The sequence below is a fragment of the Cupriavidus consociatus genome, assembly GCF_017814975.1.
GTDB lineage: Bacteria > Pseudomonadota > Gammaproteobacteria > Burkholderiales > Burkholderiaceae > Cupriavidus > Cupriavidus consociatus.
In genome coordinates this window covers 86,332-105,104 of record NZ_JAGIQA010000017.1, presented here as the reverse complement: position 1 = coordinate 105,104, position 18,773 = coordinate 86,332, and the positions used below count along the sequence as shown (strand labels likewise).

At 67.4% G+C, this 18,773-nt stretch carries 12 protein-coding genes and 2 tRNA genes; 5 read left to right on the top strand and 9 right to left on the bottom strand.

The genetic code is table 11. The annotated features are described in order from the left end of the window. Positions 1-83: 83 nt before the first annotated feature. The 3 genes from J8I82_RS22885 (at position 84) to J8I82_RS22875 (ending at position 2,511) form a co-directional block, all read left to right on the top strand. Positions 84-159: transfer RNA gene (locus J8I82_RS22885), tRNA-Val, on the top strand. A gap of 51 nt (positions 160-210) precedes the next feature. Continuing rightward, a tRNA-Asp gene (locus J8I82_RS22880) sits at positions 211-287 on the top strand. Between the two features lie 292 nt (positions 288-579). Beyond that, positions 580-2,511, top strand: a complete 1,932-nt coding sequence (locus tag J8I82_RS22875; protein WP_209761163.1) for a SurA N-terminal domain-containing protein — start codon at positions 580-582, stop codon at positions 2,509-2,511. Between the two features lie 113 nt (positions 2,512-2,624). On the opposite strand, the gene J8I82_RS22870 is transcribed toward J8I82_RS22875, so the two are convergent. Beyond that, the gene (locus J8I82_RS22870) at positions 2,625-3,293 is read right to left on the bottom strand and encodes an arylesterase (RefSeq protein WP_245180007.1); all 669 of its coding nucleotides are present in this window, start codon (positions 3,291-3,293) and stop codon (positions 2,625-2,627) included. Between J8I82_RS22870 and J8I82_RS22865 the strand changes: the two genes are divergently transcribed. Then, positions 3,292-3,990 carry an ABC transporter ATP-binding protein gene (locus J8I82_RS22865; protein ID WP_209761161.1) on the top strand — a complete coding sequence of 233 codons (699 nt, stop codon included), beginning with the start codon at positions 3,292-3,294 and terminating at the stop codon, positions 3,988-3,990. The two genes, J8I82_RS22870 and J8I82_RS22865, sit on opposite strands and share 2 nt — an antisense overlap. A 4-nt stretch (positions 3,991-3,994) precedes the next feature. On the opposite strand, the gene pgi is transcribed toward J8I82_RS22865, so the two are convergent. The 8 genes from pgi to J8I82_RS22825 form a co-directional block, all read right to left on the bottom strand. Continuing rightward, positions 3,995-5,638 (bottom strand): glucose-6-phosphate isomerase, encoded by a 1,644-nt coding sequence (gene pgi / locus J8I82_RS22860; RefSeq protein WP_209761160.1) that lies wholly within the window; start codon positions 5,636-5,638, stop codon positions 3,995-3,997. 131 nt (positions 5,639-5,769) lie between these two features. Then, entirely contained in the window at positions 5,770-6,744 is a 975-nt protein-coding gene (locus J8I82_RS22855; protein WP_209761159.1) for a DMT family transporter, read from the bottom strand. Then, a complete protein-coding gene (locus J8I82_RS22850) occupies positions 6,741-8,348 on the bottom strand; it encodes an NAD(P)H-hydrate dehydratase (RefSeq protein ID WP_209761158.1) in 1,608 nt (535 codons plus the stop codon). Before J8I82_RS22850 ends, J8I82_RS22855 begins: the two co-directional genes overlap by 4 nt. A gap of 10 nt (positions 8,349-8,358) precedes the next feature. Beyond that, on the bottom strand, positions 8,359-9,654 hold the full coding sequence (locus J8I82_RS22845; protein ID WP_209761157.1) for a D-amino acid dehydrogenase: 1,296 nt from the start codon (positions 9,652-9,654) through the stop codon (positions 8,359-8,361). Positions 9,655-9,708: 54 nt separating this feature from the next. Beyond that, positions 9,709-11,019: a TRAP transporter large permease gene (locus tag J8I82_RS22840; RefSeq protein WP_209761156.1), complete on the bottom strand. Its 1,311-nt coding sequence runs from the start codon at positions 11,017-11,019 to the stop codon at positions 9,709-9,711. Beyond that, the gene (locus J8I82_RS22835) at positions 11,019-11,570 is read right to left on the bottom strand and encodes a TRAP transporter small permease subunit (RefSeq protein WP_209761155.1); all 552 of its coding nucleotides are present in this window, start codon (positions 11,568-11,570) and stop codon (positions 11,019-11,021) included. Before J8I82_RS22835 ends, J8I82_RS22840 begins: the two co-directional genes overlap by 1 nt. A 78-nt stretch (positions 11,571-11,648) precedes the next feature. After that, on the bottom strand, positions 11,649-12,614 hold the full coding sequence (locus J8I82_RS22830; RefSeq protein ID WP_209761154.1) for a TRAP transporter substrate-binding protein: 966 nt from the start codon (positions 12,612-12,614) through the stop codon (positions 11,649-11,651). 116 nt (positions 12,615-12,730) lie between these two features. Beyond that, entirely contained in the window at positions 12,731-14,095 is a 1,365-nt protein-coding gene (locus J8I82_RS22825; protein ID WP_209761153.1) for an amidase, read from the bottom strand. A gap of 384 nt (positions 14,096-14,479) precedes the next feature. Here J8I82_RS22825 and purL point away from each other — a divergent pair, with 384 nt between their 5' ends. Next, positions 14,480-18,526, top strand: a complete 4,047-nt coding sequence (gene purL, locus J8I82_RS22820) for a phosphoribosylformylglycinamidine synthase (protein WP_209761152.1) — start codon at positions 14,480-14,482, stop codon at positions 18,524-18,526. The last annotated feature ends 247 nt before the right edge of the window (positions 18,527-18,773 follow it).

Below are 18,773 nucleotides of genomic sequence, written 5' to 3'. Positions count from 1 at the left end.
GCCCTCGCAACGCAAACCACGGCAGCTGCCGCGAGGTGCGAAGCGAAAGCAACCTGCAGGCAGCCTGCCTGCGATGGTCGAATGGGTGCTTAGCTCAGTTGGTAGAGCGGCGCCCTTACAAGGCGTAGGTCGGGGGTTCGAGCCCCTCAGCACCCACCACGTTCCCCCATCGCAATCGCGGCAAATATGCGGCAGGAAGCAACCGACAAAGGAGTGGTAGTTCAGTCGGTTAGAATACCGGCCTGTCACGCCGGGGGTCGCGGGTTCGAGTCCCGTCCACTCCGCCACAGTTTTACGAAACGCCCGCTTCAGCGGGCGTTTTTCATTTGTGCGGAGTGGAGGAAGCCGCCTGCGCGGCTTCCGGCGGGACACGAAGGGCTGCGCTTGCAAGCGCAGCCGCGGCCCGCAGGATGTGGGCGAGTCCCGTCCACTCCGCCACAGTTTTACGAAACGCCCGCTTCAGCGGGCGTTTTTCATTTCTGCGCCGTGTTTGGCTGCCGCCACAAAAGGTCCGCCACCACCGGCTCCTGCTAGAATCGCGGAGTTTGTCTTTCGTGCCAATCCATTACCCGAATCCGCATGCTTGATTTCGTACGCAACAACCGGCGCCTGATGCTCTTGCTGCTGCTGGTGCTTGTTTTCCCGTCGTTCGTGTTCTTCGGCGTGGAGAGCTACTCGCGCTTCATGGACAGCTCGCACGACGCGGCCAAGGTCGATGGCCGGGCCATCAGCGTGCAGGAAGTCGACAACGTCGTGCGTGACCAGAGCGAGCGTGCGCGCCAGATCCTGGGCAACAACTACGATCCGCGCCAGTTCGAAGGCCCGGAAGCCCGCAAGTCGGTACTGGACCAGCTGATCCTGCAGCGCGTGATGGCCAACACCGTGGCGCGCGAGCACCTGACCGTGTCGGATGCCAAGCTGCTCGAGGAAATCAGCAACCTGCCGGCGATCGCCCAGCTGCCGCGCAAGGCGGACGGCAAGGTCGATGACAAGGCCTACCTGCAGCTGTTGCAGTCGCAGGGCATGACGCCCGAGCAGTTCGATGCCCGCATGCGCTTCGAGCTGGCGACGCAGCAACTGGGCGCATCGGTGGCCGCCACGGCGTTCATGCCCAAGTCGCTGCTCGAGCGCCTGATCGCCGTGCGCGACCAGCAGCGCGACGTGCAGGCGCTGGTGTTCAAGCCGGCCAGCTACACCGCCAAGGTGCAGCCCGATGCAGCCGCGCTGAAGGCTTACTACGACGGCCACCAGTCGGCATTCTCGGTGCCGGAGCAGGCCAAGGTCGAATACCTCGTGCTGTCGGGCGAAGCGCTTGCCGCCGCGCAGGCGGTCACGCCGGAAGAGTTGAAGTCGTACTACGAAAGCAATATCGCGCGCTTCCGTACCGATGAGCAGCGCCGCGCCAGCCATATCCTGATCGTCGCGCCGAAGGATGCGCCGGCTGCCGAACGCCAGGCCGCCAAGGACAAGGCGGCCAAGATGCTGGAAGAGCTGCGCAAGCATCCCGAGACCTTTGCCGACGTGGCGAAGAAGCAGTCGCAGGATCCGGGCTCGGCCGAGAAGGGCGGCGATCTCGGCTTCATGGGCCGGGGCGCCCTGGTCAAGCCGTTCGAAGACGCGATGTACGCGCTCAAGGATGGCCAGATCAGCGACGTGGTCGAGACCGACTACGGCTACCACATCATCAAGCTGACCGGCACCAAGCCGTCGGAAACCAAACCGCTTGAATCTGTGCGCACCGAACTGGAAGCGGAACTGCGCAAGCAGTTGGCCGACAAAAAGTTCGCCGAGCAGGCCGACGCCTTCGGCAACACGGTGTACGAACAGGCTGACAGCCTGAAGCCGGCCGCCGACAAGTTCAAGCTGACGATCCAGACCGCCGACAACGTGACCCGCCAGCCGAACCTGGCCCTGGGCGCGCAGAACCCGCTCAACAACGAGAAGGTGCTGAAGGCACTGTTCAGCGAAGAGTCGATCCAGAAGAAGCGCAATACCGAAGCCGTCCAGGTCGCACCGAATACGCTGGTCGCGGCCCGCATCGTCGACTATCGCCCGGCCACCGTGCGCAAGTTCGAGGAAGTGGAAGCCAAGGTGCGCGAAGGCTATATCGCCCAGCAGGCTGCGGAACTGGCTCGCAAGGACGGCGAGGCGCGCGTCGAGGCGCTGAAGAAAACCGACAGCGCCGATGGCTTCGGCGCGGTGCAGACCGTGTCGCGCGCCAAGGCCGATGGCGTGCCGCCGAAGGCAGTCGAGGCAGTGATGCGGGCCGATGCCACCAAGCTGCCCGCGGTGGTTGGCGTTGACCTCGGCGCCGATGGCTATGCCGTCTATCGCATCTCCAAGGTCAACCAGCCGGCGCAAGCCAACCCGGCGCAACGCCAGGCCGAGGCGCAGCAACTGTCGCAGCTCGCCGGCCAGGCCGACCTGCAGGCCTTCTATGAAAGCCTGAAGGCGCGCTCCAAGGTCAAGCTGTTGACGCCGGCGGGCAAGCAAGCGCAGGGTGCCGAGTAAGGCCAGCTAGGCGCCCCCGCGCCACGTGGCGCGCCGCAAGTAAAAACCCCTGCCATGGCGGCAGGGGTTTTTTGTTGTTGGAAGCTTCGTCGCAAACGTCTATTTTTCAGGGTCTATTTGTCAGCGCTGCGCTTGAGCATCGGCTTGAGCTGCGGCCACACCGTCTCCAGCAATGCAGGTTGCGCCTCGGCAGTGGGGTGGATGCGGTCTGGCTGGAACCAGTCCTGCCTGGCCATCACCTTGTCGAGGAAGAACGGCACCAGCCGCACCTTGTATTCGCCGGCCAGCTTCGGATACAGCGAGAAGAACTTTTCGGTGTAGTCCTGGCCATAGTTGGGCGGGATGCGCATGCCGACCAGCAGCACTCCGGCGCCGGCCTTCTGCGCGCTGCTGACGATCTGGCGCAGGTTGGACTCCGTGGTCTGCAGCGGCAGGCCGCGCAGGGCGTCGTTGGCACCCAGCTCCACCACCACGATGGCCGGCTTGTGCCGCGACAAGAGGTCCGGCAAGCGGGTCTTGCCGCCGATGGTGGTCTCGCCGCTGATGCTGGCATTGACGACGTTATAATCGAACCGCTCTTGCCTGAGCCGGTCTTGCAGCAGCGTGACCCAGCCGGTGCCGCGCGTGATGCCGTATTCGGCGGACAGGCTGTCGCCCAGCACCAGCAGCGCAGGCGCTGCGGCCTGTGCGGGCTGCATCCCGCCCAACATCGTCAGCGTCACCGCGGCTGCCAGCAGCAGCCTGCGCCTTTTGCCCCGGATCACTCGGATCACTTTATCCATGTCCTCTTCCATTCTTGCCGTCGAGTCCCTTGGAAAGACCGTAGCCGACACGACAGGTTCGCTGACGATTTTGCACGAGGTGTCGTTTTCCGTCACGCCGGGCGAAACGCTGGCCATCGTGGGCGCCTCCGGCTCGGGGAAGTCGACACTGCTGGGACTGCTGGCCGGGCTGGACCTGCCCAGCGCGGGCACGGTGCGCCTGCACGGGCAGGATCTGTATGCACTGGACGAGGACCAGCGCGCAGCGCTGCGCGGCCGGCATGTCGGTTTTGTGTTCCAGTCGTTCCAGCTGGTGGGGCACCTGACCGCGCTGGAAAACGTGATGCTGCCGCTCGAGTTGCGCGGTGAAACGTCGCAGGTGCGCGAGCGCGCAATGGACATGCTGCAGCGCGTCGGCCTGGGTGCGCGCCTGAGCCACTATCCGCGCACGTTGTCGGGCGGCGAGCAGCAGCGCGTGGCGCTGGCACGCGCATTTGTCGCGCGTCCCGACATCCTGTTTGCCGACGAGCCGACCGGCAGCCTCGACACGGCCACCGGCGAGGCCGTGATCGCGCTGATGTTCGCGCTCAACCGCGATGCCGGCTCGACGCTGGTGCTGGTCACGCATGACCGCTCGGTGGCGGCACGCTGCGGTCGCATCCTGACCATCGACGCCGGCCGCGTGGCCAGCGACGAATGGATGGGCGCGGAGGTCTGACGCGCTAGCTGGCAGCGCCTGCCTTCAGGACCGCGCGGGCGCGCTCGATCAGCGCCGAGGTCGAGGCATCGTGCTGGCCGGTGCCGGCGCCGGTGAGCTCGGCCTCGATCGGCCTGGCCAGGATTTTCCCCAGCTCCACGCCCCACTGGTCGAACGAATTGATCTTCCACACCACGCCCTGCACGAAGGTGCGGTGCTCATAGAGCGCGATCAGCGCGCCCAGCACGTGCGGCGTCAGGTCCTCCATCAGCAAGGTATTGCTGGGCCGGTTTCCATCGAACACCATATGCGCGATGCGCACTTCGTCGGTCAGGCCGGCGGCGCGCAATTCGTCTGCGCTGCGGCCGCGCATCAGCGCTTCGGCCTGCGCAAAGCAATTGGCGAGCAGCTTGGCGTGATGGCCCGGCAGCCGGCGCGGCGGCACCAGCGGCGCGACGAAATCCACCGGTACCACTTGCGAGCCCTGGTGGATCTGCTGGAAGTAGGCATGCTGGCCATTGGTGCCGGCCGTGCCCCACACCACGGGCGAGGTATGCGTGCGCACGCGCTGCCCGTCGAGCTGCACCGACTTGCCGTTGCTCTCCATCTCCAGCTGCTGCAGGAACGCGGGGAACAGTTCGAGCGAAGTCGAGTAGGGCGCCATGCAGCTGGTCGGCAGGTGCCAGAAATTGCGGTACCAGATGCCCAGCATGCCGAGGATCACCGGCATGTTGCGTTCCAGCGGCGCGGTGCGGAAGTGTTCGTCCATGGCGCGGCCCCCGGCGAGCAGGTCGGCGAACGCGTTGAAGCCCACGGCCAGCGTGATCGACAGCCCGACCGATGACCACAGCGAGAAGCGCCCGCCGATCCAGTCCCAGAACTCGAACATGTTGGCGGGATCGATGCCGAACTCGCGCACCGCTTCGGTATTGGTCGAGACCGCGACGAAATGCTTGGCCAGTTCGTTCTCGGCCACCCCATTGGCGATGAACCAGGCACGCGCGCTGCGCGCATTGGCCATGGTTTCCAGCGTGGTGAAAGTCTTGGAACAGACGATCACCAGCGTGCGCTGCGGGTCGAGGCGCACCAGCGTCTCGGCGAGGTCGGTGCCATCGACGTTGGAGACGAAGTGCATGCGCGGGCCGTGCTGGCCGTCGGAGTCGGACAGGTGTGACAGCGCGCGGCACACCATGCGCGGCCCGAGGTCGGAGCCGCCGATGCCGATGTTGATGACGTCGGTGATGCGTTGGCCCGAGGCGCCTTTCCATTCGCCGCCCCGCACGCGCTCGGAGAAGCTGCGCATGCGCTCCAGCACCTTCTGGATTGCCGGCATGACGCTTTCGCCGTCGACCTTGTAGCCATCGCCGGCCGTCGCGCGCAGCGCGACATGGAGCGCCGCGCGGTCTTCGGTAGTGTTGATATGCTCGCCGGCAAACATCGCGTCGCGCCGCAGCGGCACGCCGGATTCGGCCGCCAGTTGCACCAGCAGCCGCATGGTCTCGGGCGTGATGCGGTTCTTCGAGTAGTCCAGGTAGAGGCCGGCGGCTTCCAGCGAGAACTGCGAGACGCGCTGCTTGTCCTCGGCATCGAACCACTCGCGCATCTGTGCATCGCGGATCGTGTCATGGTGCCGAAGCAGGGCGTTCCAGGCGTGAAGGTCAGTGGGCATGCAGGACAATTCAGGTTGCAGGGGTGAACCGAGTCGCAGGCGAAAGTATAGCGTCAGCAATGTGACCATTCGGGCAGGGCGCCGCGCCATATCGTTACCACTTGCAACATAGCATCGGGCGTGCCAGCCAGCTATCGGACATTGTCTGACGGCCCCGTCGTGACCGGCCGCGCGCGCAACCGCGCCGCCACCGCGCGCAACACCGGCTCGCCGCCGGCAACGCACAGTCCACCCAGGCAGATGACGCCGATCCCTGCCGCCGTCGTCCAGTCAGGCAACTGCCCGAACGCCAGGTAGCCGACCACGGTGGCCGAGATGATCTGCAGGTACAGGAAAGGACTCAGGAACGAGGCATCGGCGTGCTGGAAGGCACGGATGACGAAATAGTGGCCGAGCGACCCCGTGATCCCCGCCGACAGCAGCAGCGCACATTGCATCGGCGTGGGCCAAGCGGTGAACCAGAAGAAGGGCACGATCAGCGAGGTCAGGCAGGCGCCGGTCACGCCGCTCTGGATCAGCGTGGTCATGGGCGCGTCATGCGCGGCAATGCGGCGCGTCAGCATCTGCAGCAGCGCGAACACCATTGCCGACAGCAGCCCCAGGCCCACGCCAAGCGGGCTAAGCTGCCCGCCGGGGCGCACGACCACCAGCATGCCGGCAAAGCCGACGATCACGCCTGTCCAGCGCATCCAGCGCGCGTGCCGCCCGGGGCGCTCGCCCAGCAACCACGGCGACAGCGCCACCACGAACAGCGGCGCGCAGAAGTTCAGCGCCGTGGCCTGCGCCAGCGGCATCAGCATCAGCACGCTGAAGAACACCAGCGTCGACACGAGCATCAGGCCGCCGCGCAGCCACTGCAGGCCGGGCTTTGCCGGGCGCCAGTGGCGCCGCCAGCCGGCCGGCCGCAGCAGCAGGAAGATTGCGATGACATGGCCGACATAGCGCACCCACGCCACCGCGACCAGCGGCAGGCCCTGCTGCGTCAGCGTCTTGCTGGTGGCGTCGAGCAGGCTCAGTACCCATTGGCCGATCACCAGCAGGGCGATGCCGGCCAGCAGCTGGCGGCGGTCGGACGGGTCGCGCAGCAATGCCGCGCCAGCCGTCATGCGCCGTTCCCCGCTAGCAAACGGTTGAACACGGCGCGTGCGGGCAGATACAGCTCGCTGGCAGTCACGCCGGCCGGTCCGGTGCCTTGCGCGACCAGGTCGTCCGCCGCCTGGCCATGGATCCATACCGCCGCCTGCGCGGCCGGCAGCGGCGGCATGCCTTGCGCCAGCAATGCGCCGATCATGCCGGCCAGCACGTCGCCGGTGCCGGCGCTGGCCAGCGCCGCGTTGCCGGTCGGGTTCAGCGTGGCGGGGCTGCCGTCCGGTGCCGCGATCACCGAGCCCGAGCCTTTCAGTACGACCACTGCCTGCCATTGCCTGGCCAGCGCGGTCGCCGCCGCGATGCGGTCGCGCTGCACGTCTGCCACCGGGGTGCCCATCAGGCGCGCCGCTTCAAGCGGGTGCGGCGTCATCACGCAGGGTGCGCGGGCGGCGGCCAGCGCGCCTGCATTGGCGGAATCGGCGGCGAGCAGGTTGAGCGCATCCGCGTCGAGCACCGTTGGCACCGGCGCCGCGGCAAGTGCCTGCAGCAGCCGCGCGAAGTGCCGCTGCGCCGTGGCGTCGGTGCCAAGTCCGGGACCGATCACCAGTGCCGACATCGCGCCCGGCGCCAGCCCGTCAAGCGCATGCAACATCAGTTCCGGATGCACAGGGTCGATGAGCGGCGCCGGCTGCGCGAGAAAACCGATATGGACCTTGCCCGCGCCCAAAAACTGCGCAGCGCGGGCACCGAGCAAGGGCGCGCCGGTCATGCCATGGTTGCCGCCGATCACCGCCAGCGAGCCATGCGTGCCCTTGTTGCTGGCATGGTGCCGTCGCGGCAGCGCTGCGCCGAACAGCGCCGTGCCATTGGCCAGTGCATGCGGCGGTTGAGCGGGAGGGTAGTCGAGGCCGATCGGCGCGATGTCGATGGCGCCGGCGCAGTCGCGGCCATCCAGCGTCAGCAGGCCGGGCTTGGCGGCAATGAAGGTCAGCGTGCGGCGGGCGCGGATCGCCGGTGCGCCCGCACCGGTGTCGGCGAACAGCCCGCTGGGGATGTCGAGCGCGAATACGGGCAGCCCGCTGCGGTTGACCTGACCGATCCACCACGCCATGGCGCCGCTGGCCGCGCGGTTCAGCCCGATGCCGAGCAGGCCGTCGACGATGGCGGCGGCCTGCGGCGGCCAGTCCGGTGCGGGATCTGACGCGGAGGCCGGCATGTCCCCGACTTCGCGTATCGGCACGCCTGCCGCCTGCGCCCGCTGCCATGCGATGGCCGCATCGGCCGGCAGCCTGGCAGGGTCCGCTGCGCTCCATACCTGCACCGTGCGGCCGGTGCCGTGCAGCAGCGTCGCAGCCACCAGCGCGTCGCCACCGTTGTTGCCGGGCCCGGCAAGAAACAGCAATGGACCTGCTGGCGCATGCCGTGCCAGCCAGTCCGCGGCGGCGGCGCCGGCGCGCGACATCAGCGTGAACGACGGCAGTCGCGCGAATGCGTCGTTCTCGATGCGACGGATGGCGGCGACGTCGTACAGCGGAACCGCCAATGGCGCAGCGGCGTCGAGCTCAAACCAGCCGTCGCTCTGGTCTGGCGGCGCGGCGGTGGAAGCGGCAGGATGGCTCATGTGGGGTTGGTTATCTGGCGGGGCCAAGGCCATGGCGGTCTGGCAGCAGGCCCTCCATGTCGATGTCGGGCCCGCGTGCCGCGCCGGCGCTGGCGGCGATCTGGTCAGCCGCAATCTTGCCTGATCCGCAGCTCATCGCCCAGCCCGTCGAACCGTGGCCGAGGTTAAGGAACAGGCCGGGCACGGCAGTGGGGCCGATCAGCGGCGGGCCGTCCGGCAGCATCGGGCGCGCGCCGGCCCATTGCGTGGCTTCCTGGTAGTTGCCCGCCACCGGGAACCAGTCGCGCGCGACCTTGACCAGCGTGCGCAGCGCGGCGGGGCGCAGGTCGAGCCGGCGCGAACCCAGCTCGGCGGTGCCGGCGACGCGCATGCGGTTGCCCAGCCGCGTGATCGCGATCTTGTACGACTCGTCCATCAGCGCGCCCAGCGGCGCCTGCAGTTCGTCGCGCACCAGCAGCGTGATCGAGTATCCCTTGACCGGATACAGCGGCACGCGCAAGCCCAGCGGCCGCAGCAGCGGGGCACTGTCGACCCCGGCGGCGACCAGCACGCGGTCGGCAGCCAGCACCGGCGCGCTTGCGTTCTCGCCGTGCGCGAGTTCGACCCGCAGCTTGCCGCCCTGATCCGTACGGATGCGCGCAACCTGGGTTTCGAAGCGGAATGCGACCCCCGCCGCCTCGGCATGCCGGTGCAGCGCGCGCACGAACATCGGGCAGTTGCCGGACTCGTCCTCGGGCAGGTGCAGGCCGCCTGCCAATGGCGTATCGGCCGCCAGGCCAGGTTCGATGCGCCGGCATTCCTGCGCGCTGACCAGCCGGTGCGGCACGTTGTTCTCGCGCAGCAGCGCCACCGCCGGGCCTGCCAGGTCCAGGTCGCGCGCGGTGCGGAACAGCTGCAGGTAGCCCTGCGACTGCTCGTAGTCGATTTCCAGCTCGCTGCGCAGCCGGTGCAGGCAGGCGCGGCTGTAGAAGGCCAGCCGCTGCATGCGCAGCTTGTTGGCGCGGTAGCGTTCCAGGTTGCACTCGCGCAGCCACCGCGCGATCCAGCGCCACATCGCCGGGTCCGCCGACGGGCGGAACACCACCGGCGCCTCGCGCGCGAACAGCGTGCGCAGCACCTTGCCCGGCATGCCCGGCGCCGCCCACGGCGTGACATAGCCCGGCGCGATCATGCCGGCATTGCCAAAGCTGGTCTCCTGCGCGGGCGCGGCGCGCCGCTCCAGCACGGTCACGTCGAAACCGGCCTGGCGCAGGTACCACGCGGAACAGACGCCGATCACGCCGGCGCCGATGACAATCACATGCATGCGGTCAGCCGCCTCCGCGCGGCGCATCGGCTCAAAAGCGGCGTCCGGCCCATGCTATCTGACCTCCTGCTGCATGACCAGGTCGGGCAGCCACGTCACCACCTGCGGCCAGATCGTGATGATGCCGATGGCGACCACCATCATCATGAAGAACGGCAGCGAGACCCGGGCGATATAGTTGCTGTCCTTGCCGGTCATGCTCTGCAGCACGAACAGGTTGAACCCGACCGGCGGCGTCACCTCGGCGATCTCCACCAGCAGCACGATGAAAATGCCGAACCAGACCAGGTCGAACCCTGCTGCCTGCACCATCGGCAGCACGGTAGCGGTGGTGAGCGCGATCATCGAGATGCCGTCGAGCGCGGTGCCGAGCACGATGTAGATCACCGTCAGCACCGCGATCAGCGCCCACGGCGACAGCTGCAGCGCGGCCACCCATTCGGCCAGCGCGCGCGGAATGCCGGTAAAGCTCATCGTCACCGACAGGAACGAGGTGGCGCCGAGCACGAACATGATCATCGCGGTCAGGCGCGTCGCCGACATCAGGCTGTCCCAGAACGCCGCACGCGTGAGCGAGCCGCCGGCCCACGCCAGCCCCAGCGACGCCACCACGCCATAGGCCGCGGCTTCGGTCGCGGTAGCGTAGCCGGTGACCATGACCCAGGTGATGAAGGCGATCAGCACGATGCACGGCAGCAACTGCCGTATCGACGCCAGCCGCGCATGCCAGTCGAAGCGGTCCGGCGCGGGGGTCTTGTCCGGGTTGGCCAGTGCCCAGACCACGATATAGCCGGAGAACAGCAGCATCAGCATCAGCCCGGGGACAAAGCCGGCCAGGAACACGCGGATGATCGATACGTCCGCCGACACCGCATACACCACCATCGTGATCGACGGCGGGATCAGGATGCCCAGCGTGCCCGCGCACGACAGCGAGCCGAGTGTGGTGCGCTCGTCGTAGCCGCGCCGCGTCAGCTCCGGCAACGCGGATTTGGCAATGGTGGCGCACGTTGCCGCCGACGACCCCGACACCGAGCCGAAGATGCCGCAACCCAGGATGTTGACGTGCATCAGCCGCCCGGGCAGCCAGTTCAGCCACGGCGACAGCCCGTTGAACATCTGCTCGGACAGCTTGGTGCGGAACAAAATCTCGCCCATCCACACAAAGAGCGGCAGCGAGGCCAGCGTGTAAGACGCGCTCGACGACCACCACGCGTTGGCCAGGCTCACCAGCGCCTCGCGGTCGGAGAACACTACCAGTCCGATCCACGACGTGACGGCGATCGCCACCGGGATCCACGCGCCGATCGCCAGGAAGACGATCATCACCAGCAGCAGGATCAATGCAACCAGGACCGTGCTCATCAGACCGTCTCCCCGAAATCGCCGGCAGCGAGCTTGGCTTCGTGCGCCAGCTGGTAGCGCGGCTTCTGCCGGCGCACCACGCGCAGCCATTCATCGGCCACCGCCAGCAGGAAGCCGATGATGCCGAGCACCGCGAAGCTCTGCGGAATCCACAGCGGGATCACGATCTGTCCCTGCGAGACATCGCCGATGTCCCAGCTTTGCCAGGCGAAGGTGCCGAGCGCCCAGGCCGCGTAGGCGGCAAACGCCAGGCAGACGGTCAGCGAGGCCACCTCCAGCACCCAGCGCCTGCGCGGGCCGACGGCTTCGAGCAGCATTTCCACGCGCACGATGCCGCCGTGCTGGAAGGTCTGGCCAAGCACGAGAAAGGCGGAGGCCGCGCACAGCCAGGCGACGATATCGTCGCCGCCCTTGAAGATCACCGCGGTCTCGCGCGACAGCGACATCAGGATCATGATCACGCAGACGGCGAGAATGCAGAGCGCGCCGAGCGCGGCAAACAGGTCGAGCAGGCGGTCGAGCCAGCGCTTGGGGAGTGGGGCAGTCGGCATGATGGCAGCGTAAGGAAGGAGGAAATCCCCGCCATGCCAGCCTGCACGGCCTGGCGGGAGGCTGCGGTGCTGGCGAGCTTACTTGCGATAGGCGTTGAGGATGGCCTTGCCGTCATCGCCCGCGGTCTTGGCCCAGTCGTCCACCATGGTCTGGCCGACCTTCTGCATGTCGGCCTTGAGCTGCGGCGAGGGCGGCTGCACCGTCATGCCGTTCTTCGACAAGGTGGCCAGGTACTCCCTGGTCTTCTGCTCCGAGACCTGCCAGCCGCGCTTCTCGGCGTCGGCGACGGCCTTGAGCAGCGCGTCCTGGGTGGGCTTGTCCAGCGCCGCGAAGGCCTTCTTGCTGACCACCAGCATGTTCTTGGGCAGCCACGCATCCACGGTATAGAAGTACTTCACGCTTTCCCACACCTTGGTGTCGACCCCGGTCGCGCCCGACGACATGAACGAATTGACCGTGCCGGTGGCCAGCGCCTGCGCCAGGTCGGCCGCCTGGATCGTCACCGGCTGCGCGCTGACCAGTTCGGCGATGCGCGAGGTGGCTGGGTTGTAGGCCCGCCACTTCAGTCCTTTCATGTCGGCCGCCGAGTTGATCGGCTTGTTGGCGTAGATGCCCTGGGGCGGCCAGGCCACCGCATAGAGCAGCTTCATGCCCTGCTTGTCGAGCACCTTCTCGGTGACCGGGCGCGATGCCTGCCACAGCTTGTAGGCATCGGTGTAGCTGGTGGCCAGGAACGGCACCGCATCGACACCGAACACCGGGTTCTCGTTGGCCAGCAGCGACATCAGGATCTCGCCCATCTGCACCTGGCCGGTCTGCACGCCGCGCTTGATCTCGTTGGCCTTGAGCAGCGAGCCGTTGGGATGCAGCACGATCTTGAGCTTGCCGCCGGTCGCCTTGTCGACGTCGTTGGCCATCTGCTGCAGGTTTTCCGTGTGCAGGTTGCCCGCCGGGTAGCCGGTGGGCAGATCCCACTTGGTATCCGCCTGTACCGTCATGGCGGCCAGCGCCAGGCCGGCCGCAACGATTGCCTTGACTCGCATCTCGATCTCTCCTGGTGTGCGCGCGGGGCGCGGTTGTACAGCTTGTCTGCGTACTACCTGGTGCCTTCCGCGGCGTGGGCCGCGGTCAGCGCAAGATCAACAGCGCGGCGGTGGTCTCAGTCGTCGCGCGAAGACGGTTGCACGATCCGTTCCAACGCAAGCGCCGTGCCCAGCAGTTTGGCATCGCGCATCGGGCCGTGCGACAGCATCAGCCCGACCGGCAGCTCGTCCGGCGCGTGGCAGGGCAGCGAGATCGAGCAGCCGTCAAAGAAATTGAAGGCCGAGGTGTTGCGCAACAGCAGGGCATTGACGCGGAAGAATTGCGCGTCATCGGTGCGCAGCGGCGCGATCTCGGGGGCGACCATCGGCACGGTCGGGCACACCACGGCGTCGAAGCGGGCCAGACGCGCTTCCATGCGGGCGATCCAGCCGAGCCGGGCGCGGCCCAGGTCGATATAGTCGGCGGCGCTGACCGCTGCGCCGCGGTCGATGCGCGATGCCACGCGCGGGTCGTACAGCTCGCGCTTGGCAGCCAGCACATGGCGGTGGATGGCATAAGCCTCGGGCGCGCTGAAGCCGCCCTGTGCGTTCAGGGCGGCGAGTTCGCCAAGCTCGGGCAGGTCGACATGTTCCAGCTGCACGCCGGCAGCCGACAGCCGGCCGAGTGCGCGGTCGAAGGCGCGGGCCACGACAGGATCGAGATCGTCCAGCAGATACTGGCGGGGAATGGCCAGCCGCGTCGCCGACGGGCCGGTGACGCGCGGCAGCACCGCCTGGTCGGCGATCACGGCATCCACCGCGACGCAGTCGCCAACCGTGCGCGCCATGGCGCACGCGGTGTCGAGCGTGTACGACAACGGGAAGGCACCGGTCAGAGGCACGCGCCGGGCAGTCGGCTTGAAGCCTGTGATGCCGCACAGCGCGGCCGGGATGCGGATGGAGCCGCCGGTATCGCTGCCGAGCGCCGCGACCGCCAGCCCGAGCGCCACCGACACTGCCGCGCCCGACGATGAGCCGCCGGGAATGCGCGGCGTGCCGGGCTCGCTGGCCGGGTTGACCGGGGTGCCGTAGTGGGGATTGATGCCGACGCCGGAGAAGGCGAACTCCGTCATATTGGTCCGGCCGACGATGGCCGCGCCCGCCTGGCGCAGGCGTGCCACCACGGTCGCGTCCGCCGTCGCCGGGGCGGCATCCCGGCGCACGACCGAGGCCGCGCGCGTGATGTCTCCCGCCACGTCATAGAGGTCTTTCACCGAGACCGGCAGGCCGGACAGCGGGTGCAGCGTCTTGCCGGCGCCGCTGGCGGCATCGGCGGCGCGCGCGACCTGCGCGGCGGCCTCGAAGGTGCTGTGCAGGAACACGGCTTCGGCGGCGGGCGCGGCTGCTGCGGCGGCGGCCTGCTCAAGGACGGCTGCGCGGCTGGTGGCGCCCTCGCGCAGGCGGCTGTTCAGGGTATCGAGATCGGGAAGCATGGATGGCATGGGCGCGGCGGAGCGGTACCGGGGGTGGTGATCATGCTCATAATTCGCGAATCAAGTGTCAAGCTAAAAATGCCGAATGGCGCGCATAAGCGTTGACAGCAGCGCACTGCGGCGGTCGACGCCCACGGTAACGAAGAACATCACTCGGGTGATAAATTGCGCAAAGTGATGCATAAGCGTTATCACGAATCCATGCAACACCGCGCCGCCGTGATGGCGCAATGCAAAATCCCCCGCCCGGCAAGGTACAATAGCGGTTTCCCGCCAGCCGGACGCCCCATGCAGCGGTGCCGGCCAAGCAGCAGCATTACCCAGGCCCATTACCCAGGCCTTTGTTAGCCTTTACCCAGGCCTTACCTCCACGCCTCCCTGACCGCTACGATCATGGCGCATTTCTCGTGCTTCCCCGGCGCTTTGGCGCTTTCCGCCTTCCGTCAGCAACGCCTGCTCACCGCCCTGCGGCAAATCGATGCCGATATCGAATCGGTGCACGGCCAGTTCCTGCATTTTGTTGACGCGCAGACGCCGCTGTCGGCCGACGACCAGTCGCGCGTGGCGGCACTGCTGACCTATGGCGCACCCTTCGCCGAGCAGCCCGAGGGCGACCGCTTCGTCGTGATCCCGCGCTTCGGCACGATCTCGCCGTGGGCCAGCAAGGCGACCGACATCGCCCACAACTGCGGCCTCACGCATATCCACCGCATCGAGCGCGGCATCGAGATCACCGTGGTCTGCAAGAAGGGCCTGCTGCGCGGCCGCAAGTCGCTGGACGCGGACACCCGCGCCGCCGTCGCCGCGCACCTGTTCGACCGCATGACCGAGACCGTGGTCGCCTCGCGCGAGGACGCCGCCGGCCTGTTCCGGGAACTGCCGGCCAAGCCGCTGCGCTTCATCGACATCGCCGCCGGCCGCAGCGCGCTGGCCGCGGCCAACGTCGAGATGGGCCTGGCGCTGTCCGAGGACGAGATCGACTACCTGGTCGATGCCTACGCGAAGCTGGAGCGCAACCCGACCGACGTCGAGCTGATGATGTTCGCGCAGGCCAACAGCGAACACTGCCGCCACAAGATCTTCAACGCCACCTGGACCATCGACGGCGTGCAGCAGGACAAGTCGCTGTTCGCGATGATCCGCAATACGCACCAGCTCAATCCGCAAGGCTCGATCGTGGCCTACTCGGACAACTCGGCGGTGATGGAAGGCGATGTGGCCGAGCGCTGGTTCCCGCGCGGCGATGACCACAAGTACGGCCGCCACGAGGCGCTGACGCACACGCTGATGAAGGTGGAGACACACAACCACCCGACTGCGATCTCGCCGTTCCCGGGCGCTTCGACTGGCGCCGGCGGTGAAATCCGCGACGAAGGCGCGACCGGCCGCGGCGCCAAGCCCAAGGCCGGCCTGACCGGCTTCACGGTGTCCAACCTGATGCTGCCCGACGCCGTCGAGTCCTGGGAAAACGACCGCGACGCCGCCCAGCCGGTGGCGCACCGCAACCCCGACGACAAGCCCGGCGTGACCGGCAAGCCCGACCGCATCGCCTCGCCGCTGCAGATCATGATCGACGGCCCGCTGGGCGGCGCCGCGTTCAACAATGAATTCGGCCGCGCCAACCTGGGGGGCTACTTCCGCGTCTACGAGCAGAACGTCGGCGGCACCGTGCGCGGCTACCACAAGCCGATCATGATCGCGGGCGGTATCGGCAATATCGACGCTTCGCATACGCACAAGAACCCCCTGCCGGCCGGCACGCTGCTGATCCAGCTGGGCGGCCCGGGCATGCGCATCGGCATGGGCGGCGGCGCCGCCAGCTCGATGGCGACCGGCACAAACACCGCCGACCTGGACTTCGACTCGGTCCAGCGCGGCAACCCCGAGATGGAGCGCCGCGCGCAGGAAGTGATCAACGCCTGCTGGCAGCTTGGCGACGCCAACCCGATCCTGTCGATCCACGACGTCGGCGCGGGCGGCATCTCGAACGCCTTCCCTGAACTGGTTGACGGCGCCGACCGTGGCGCGCGCTTCGACCTGCGCCAGGTGCACCTGGAAGAGTCCGGCCTGTCGCCGGCGGAGATCTGGTGCAATGAGTCGCAGGAGCGCTATGTGCTGGCGATCGCGCCGGACAGCTTCCCGCAGTTCCAGGCCATGTGCGAGCGCGAGCGTTCGCCGTTCGCCGTGGTCGGTATTGCCACCGAGGAAAAGCAGCTGCAACTGGTCGACGCCAGTGTCGACGCCGCGCTCAAGGAGCACTACGCCGTCAACATGCCGATGGACGTGCTGCTGGGCAAGCCGCCGCGCATGCACCGCGACGTCAAGCGCGTCGAGCAGCCGCTGCCGGCCGTGGACGTGACCGGCATCAGCCTGGAGCAGGCCGTGCGCGACGTGCTGCGCCATCCGACCGTGGCCAACAAGTCGTTCCTGATCTCGATCGGCGACCGCACCGTGGGCGGCATGAACGCGCGCGACCAGATGGTTGGTCCGTGGCAGGTTCCGGTGGCCGACGTGGCCGTGACCACGCTGGACTACAAGGGCAATGCCGGCGAAGCGATGACCATGGGCGAACGCACCCCGCTGGCCGTGATCGACGCCCCGGCTTCGGGCCGCATGGCGATCGGCGAGGCGCTGACCAACCTGGCTGCCGCGCCGGTCAAGGACCTGGGCAAGGTCAAGCTGTCGGCCAACTGGATGGCGGCCTGTGGCGTGGAAGGCGAGGACGCAAAGCTCTATGACACCGTGCATGCGGTCGGCATGGAACTGTGCCCGGCACTCGGCATCAGCATCCCGGTCGGCAAGGATTCGCTGTCGATGCGCACCAAGTGGCAGGACGAAGGCGTCAACAAGGAAGTGGTGGCGCCTGTGTCCCTGATCATCTCGGCCTTCGCCGCGGTGGACGACGTCAACCGCACGCTGACGCCCCAGTTGCGCACCGATGCGGGCGACACCGTGCTGATCGCCGTCGACCTGAGCCGCGGCAAGAACCGCATGGGCGGCAGCATCCTGGCGCAGGTCACGCAGCAGGTGGGCGACAGCGCGCCGGACGTCGACAACGCTGAGGACCTGAAGAACTTCTTCAACGTGATCCAGCGCCTGAACCGCGAGGGCAAGCTGCTGGCCTACCACGACCGTTCCGATGGCGGCTTCATCGCCACGCTGGCCGAGATGGCCTTTGCCGGCCACTGCGGCGTGTCTCTGAACGTCGACATGCTGGCGCTTGATCCGCAGCAGGAGCAGGACTACGGCGACGCCAAGAACTGGGCCCAGCAGATCGCCGAGCGCCGCAATGACCAGACCCTGCGCGCGCTGTTCTCGGAAGAACTGGGTGCGGTGGTGCAGGTGCGCCTGCAGGACCGCGACGCGGTCTTCGCGGTGCTGCGCGAGGCCGGCCTGTCGGCATGCAGCCATGTGGTCGGCAAGCCCAATACTACCGACCAGGTCGAAATCTATCGCGACGCCAAGAAGGTGTTCGGCGCGTCGCGCACGGACCTGCAGCGCAACTGGAGCGAAGTCAGCTGGCGCATCGCGCGCCTGCGCGACAACCCGGCCTGCGCGGACAGCGAATATGACCGCCTGCTGGATGCTGCCGATCCTGGCATCAGCCCGGTGCTGACGTTCGATCCGGCGGAGGACATCGCCGCGCCGTTCATCGCTACCGGCGCGCGTCCGCGCGTGGCCATCCTGCGGGAGCAGGGCGTCAACTCGCAGATCGAGATGGCGTACAGCATGGATCGTGCGGGTTTCGATACGCACGACGTGCACATGAGCGACCTGATCGCCGGCCGCGCCAACCTGGCTGACTTCAAGGGCTTCGTGGCCTGCGGCGGCTTCAGCTATGGCGACGTGCTCGGCGCCGGTGAAGGCTGGGCCAAGACCATCCTGTTCAACGCCCAGATGGCCGAGCAGTTCGCGGCGTTCTTCAACCGCCAGGACACCTTCGCGCTGGGCGTGTGCAATGGCTGCCAGATGATGAGCAACCTGGCCCCGATCATCCCGGGGGCGGGCGCGTGGCCGCAGTTCACGCGTAACCAGTCGGAGCAGTACGAAGCACGTTACGTCACGGTGGAGGTGCAGTCGTCGCCGTCGATCTTCTTTGCCGGCATGGAAGGCAGCCGCATTCCGATCGTGGTTGCACACGGTGAAGGGTTTGCCGACTTCTCGCAGCAAGGGAATGTCGGGGATGCCAGGGTGGCGCTGCGGTTTGTCGATAACTACGGTGCGCCGACGCAAACCTATCCGCTGAACCCCAATGGCTCGCCCGAGGGTATCACCTCGGTGACCACCGTCGACGGGCGCTTCACCGTGCTGATGCCGCACCCGGAGCGCGTGTTCCGGGCTGCGACCATGAGCTGGGCGCCGGATGCGTGGAAGCAGGTTGGCGATGGTGCCAGCCCGTGGATGCGGATGTTCCGGAATGCGAGGAAGTGGGTGGGGTAAGGGCCCTGCCTCAATGCTTGGTGCCTTCGCGGCTGGTGACATGTCACCAGCTGCGAGGGCTGTCGAGAATCTACGAGAGCCGATTCACCCCAAAACCGGCGCCATCAACCTAGAACTCCAAGACGCATACGCATACGTCAACATCCGCCCTGACTCAAAGCCAGGCACCGGCTTGATTTCGCCCCGAGCCTCCTTGTACGCCACCACAGCGTGCAGGATTTTCTCAGGCGCATAACGATCACGCAGG

Coding starts and splice junctions, on each gene's coding strand:
- J8I82_RS22875 (WP_209761163.1), top strand. CDS start 580: ATGCTTGATTTCGTACGCAACAACCGGCGCCTGATGCTCTTGCTGCTG.
- J8I82_RS22865 (WP_209761161.1), top strand. CDS start 3,292: ATGTCCTCTTCCATTCTTGCCGTCGAGTCCCTTGGAAAGACCGTAGCC.
- J8I82_RS22870 (WP_245180007.1), bottom strand. CDS start 3,293: ATGGATAAAGTGATCCGAGTGATCCGGGGCAAAAGGCGCAGGCTGCTG.
- pgi (WP_209761160.1), bottom strand. CDS start 5,638: ATGCCCACTGACCTTCACGCCTGGAACGCCCTGCTTCGGCACCATGAC.
- J8I82_RS22855 (WP_209761159.1), bottom strand. CDS start 6,744: ATGACGGCTGGCGCGGCATTGCTGCGCGACCCGTCCGACCGCCGCCAG.
- J8I82_RS22850 (WP_209761158.1), bottom strand. CDS start 8,348: ATGAGCCATCCTGCCGCTTCCACCGCCGCGCCGCCAGACCAGAGCGAC.
- J8I82_RS22845 (WP_209761157.1), bottom strand. CDS start 9,654: ATGCATGTGATTGTCATCGGCGCCGGCGTGATCGGCGTCTGTTCCGCG.
- J8I82_RS22840 (WP_209761156.1), bottom strand. CDS start 11,019: ATGAGCACGGTCCTGGTTGCATTGATCCTGCTGCTGGTGATGATCGTC.
- J8I82_RS22835 (WP_209761155.1), bottom strand. CDS start 11,570: ATGCCGACTGCCCCACTCCCCAAGCGCTGGCTCGACCGCCTGCTCGAC.
- J8I82_RS22830 (WP_209761154.1), bottom strand. CDS start 12,614: ATGCGAGTCAAGGCAATCGTTGCGGCCGGCCTGGCGCTGGCCGCCATG.
- J8I82_RS22825 (WP_209761153.1), bottom strand. CDS start 14,095: ATGCCATCCATGCTTCCCGATCTCGATACCCTGAACAGCCGCCTGCGC.
- purL (WP_209761152.1), top strand. CDS start 14,480: ATGGCGCATTTCTCGTGCTTCCCCGGCGCTTTGGCGCTTTCCGCCTTC.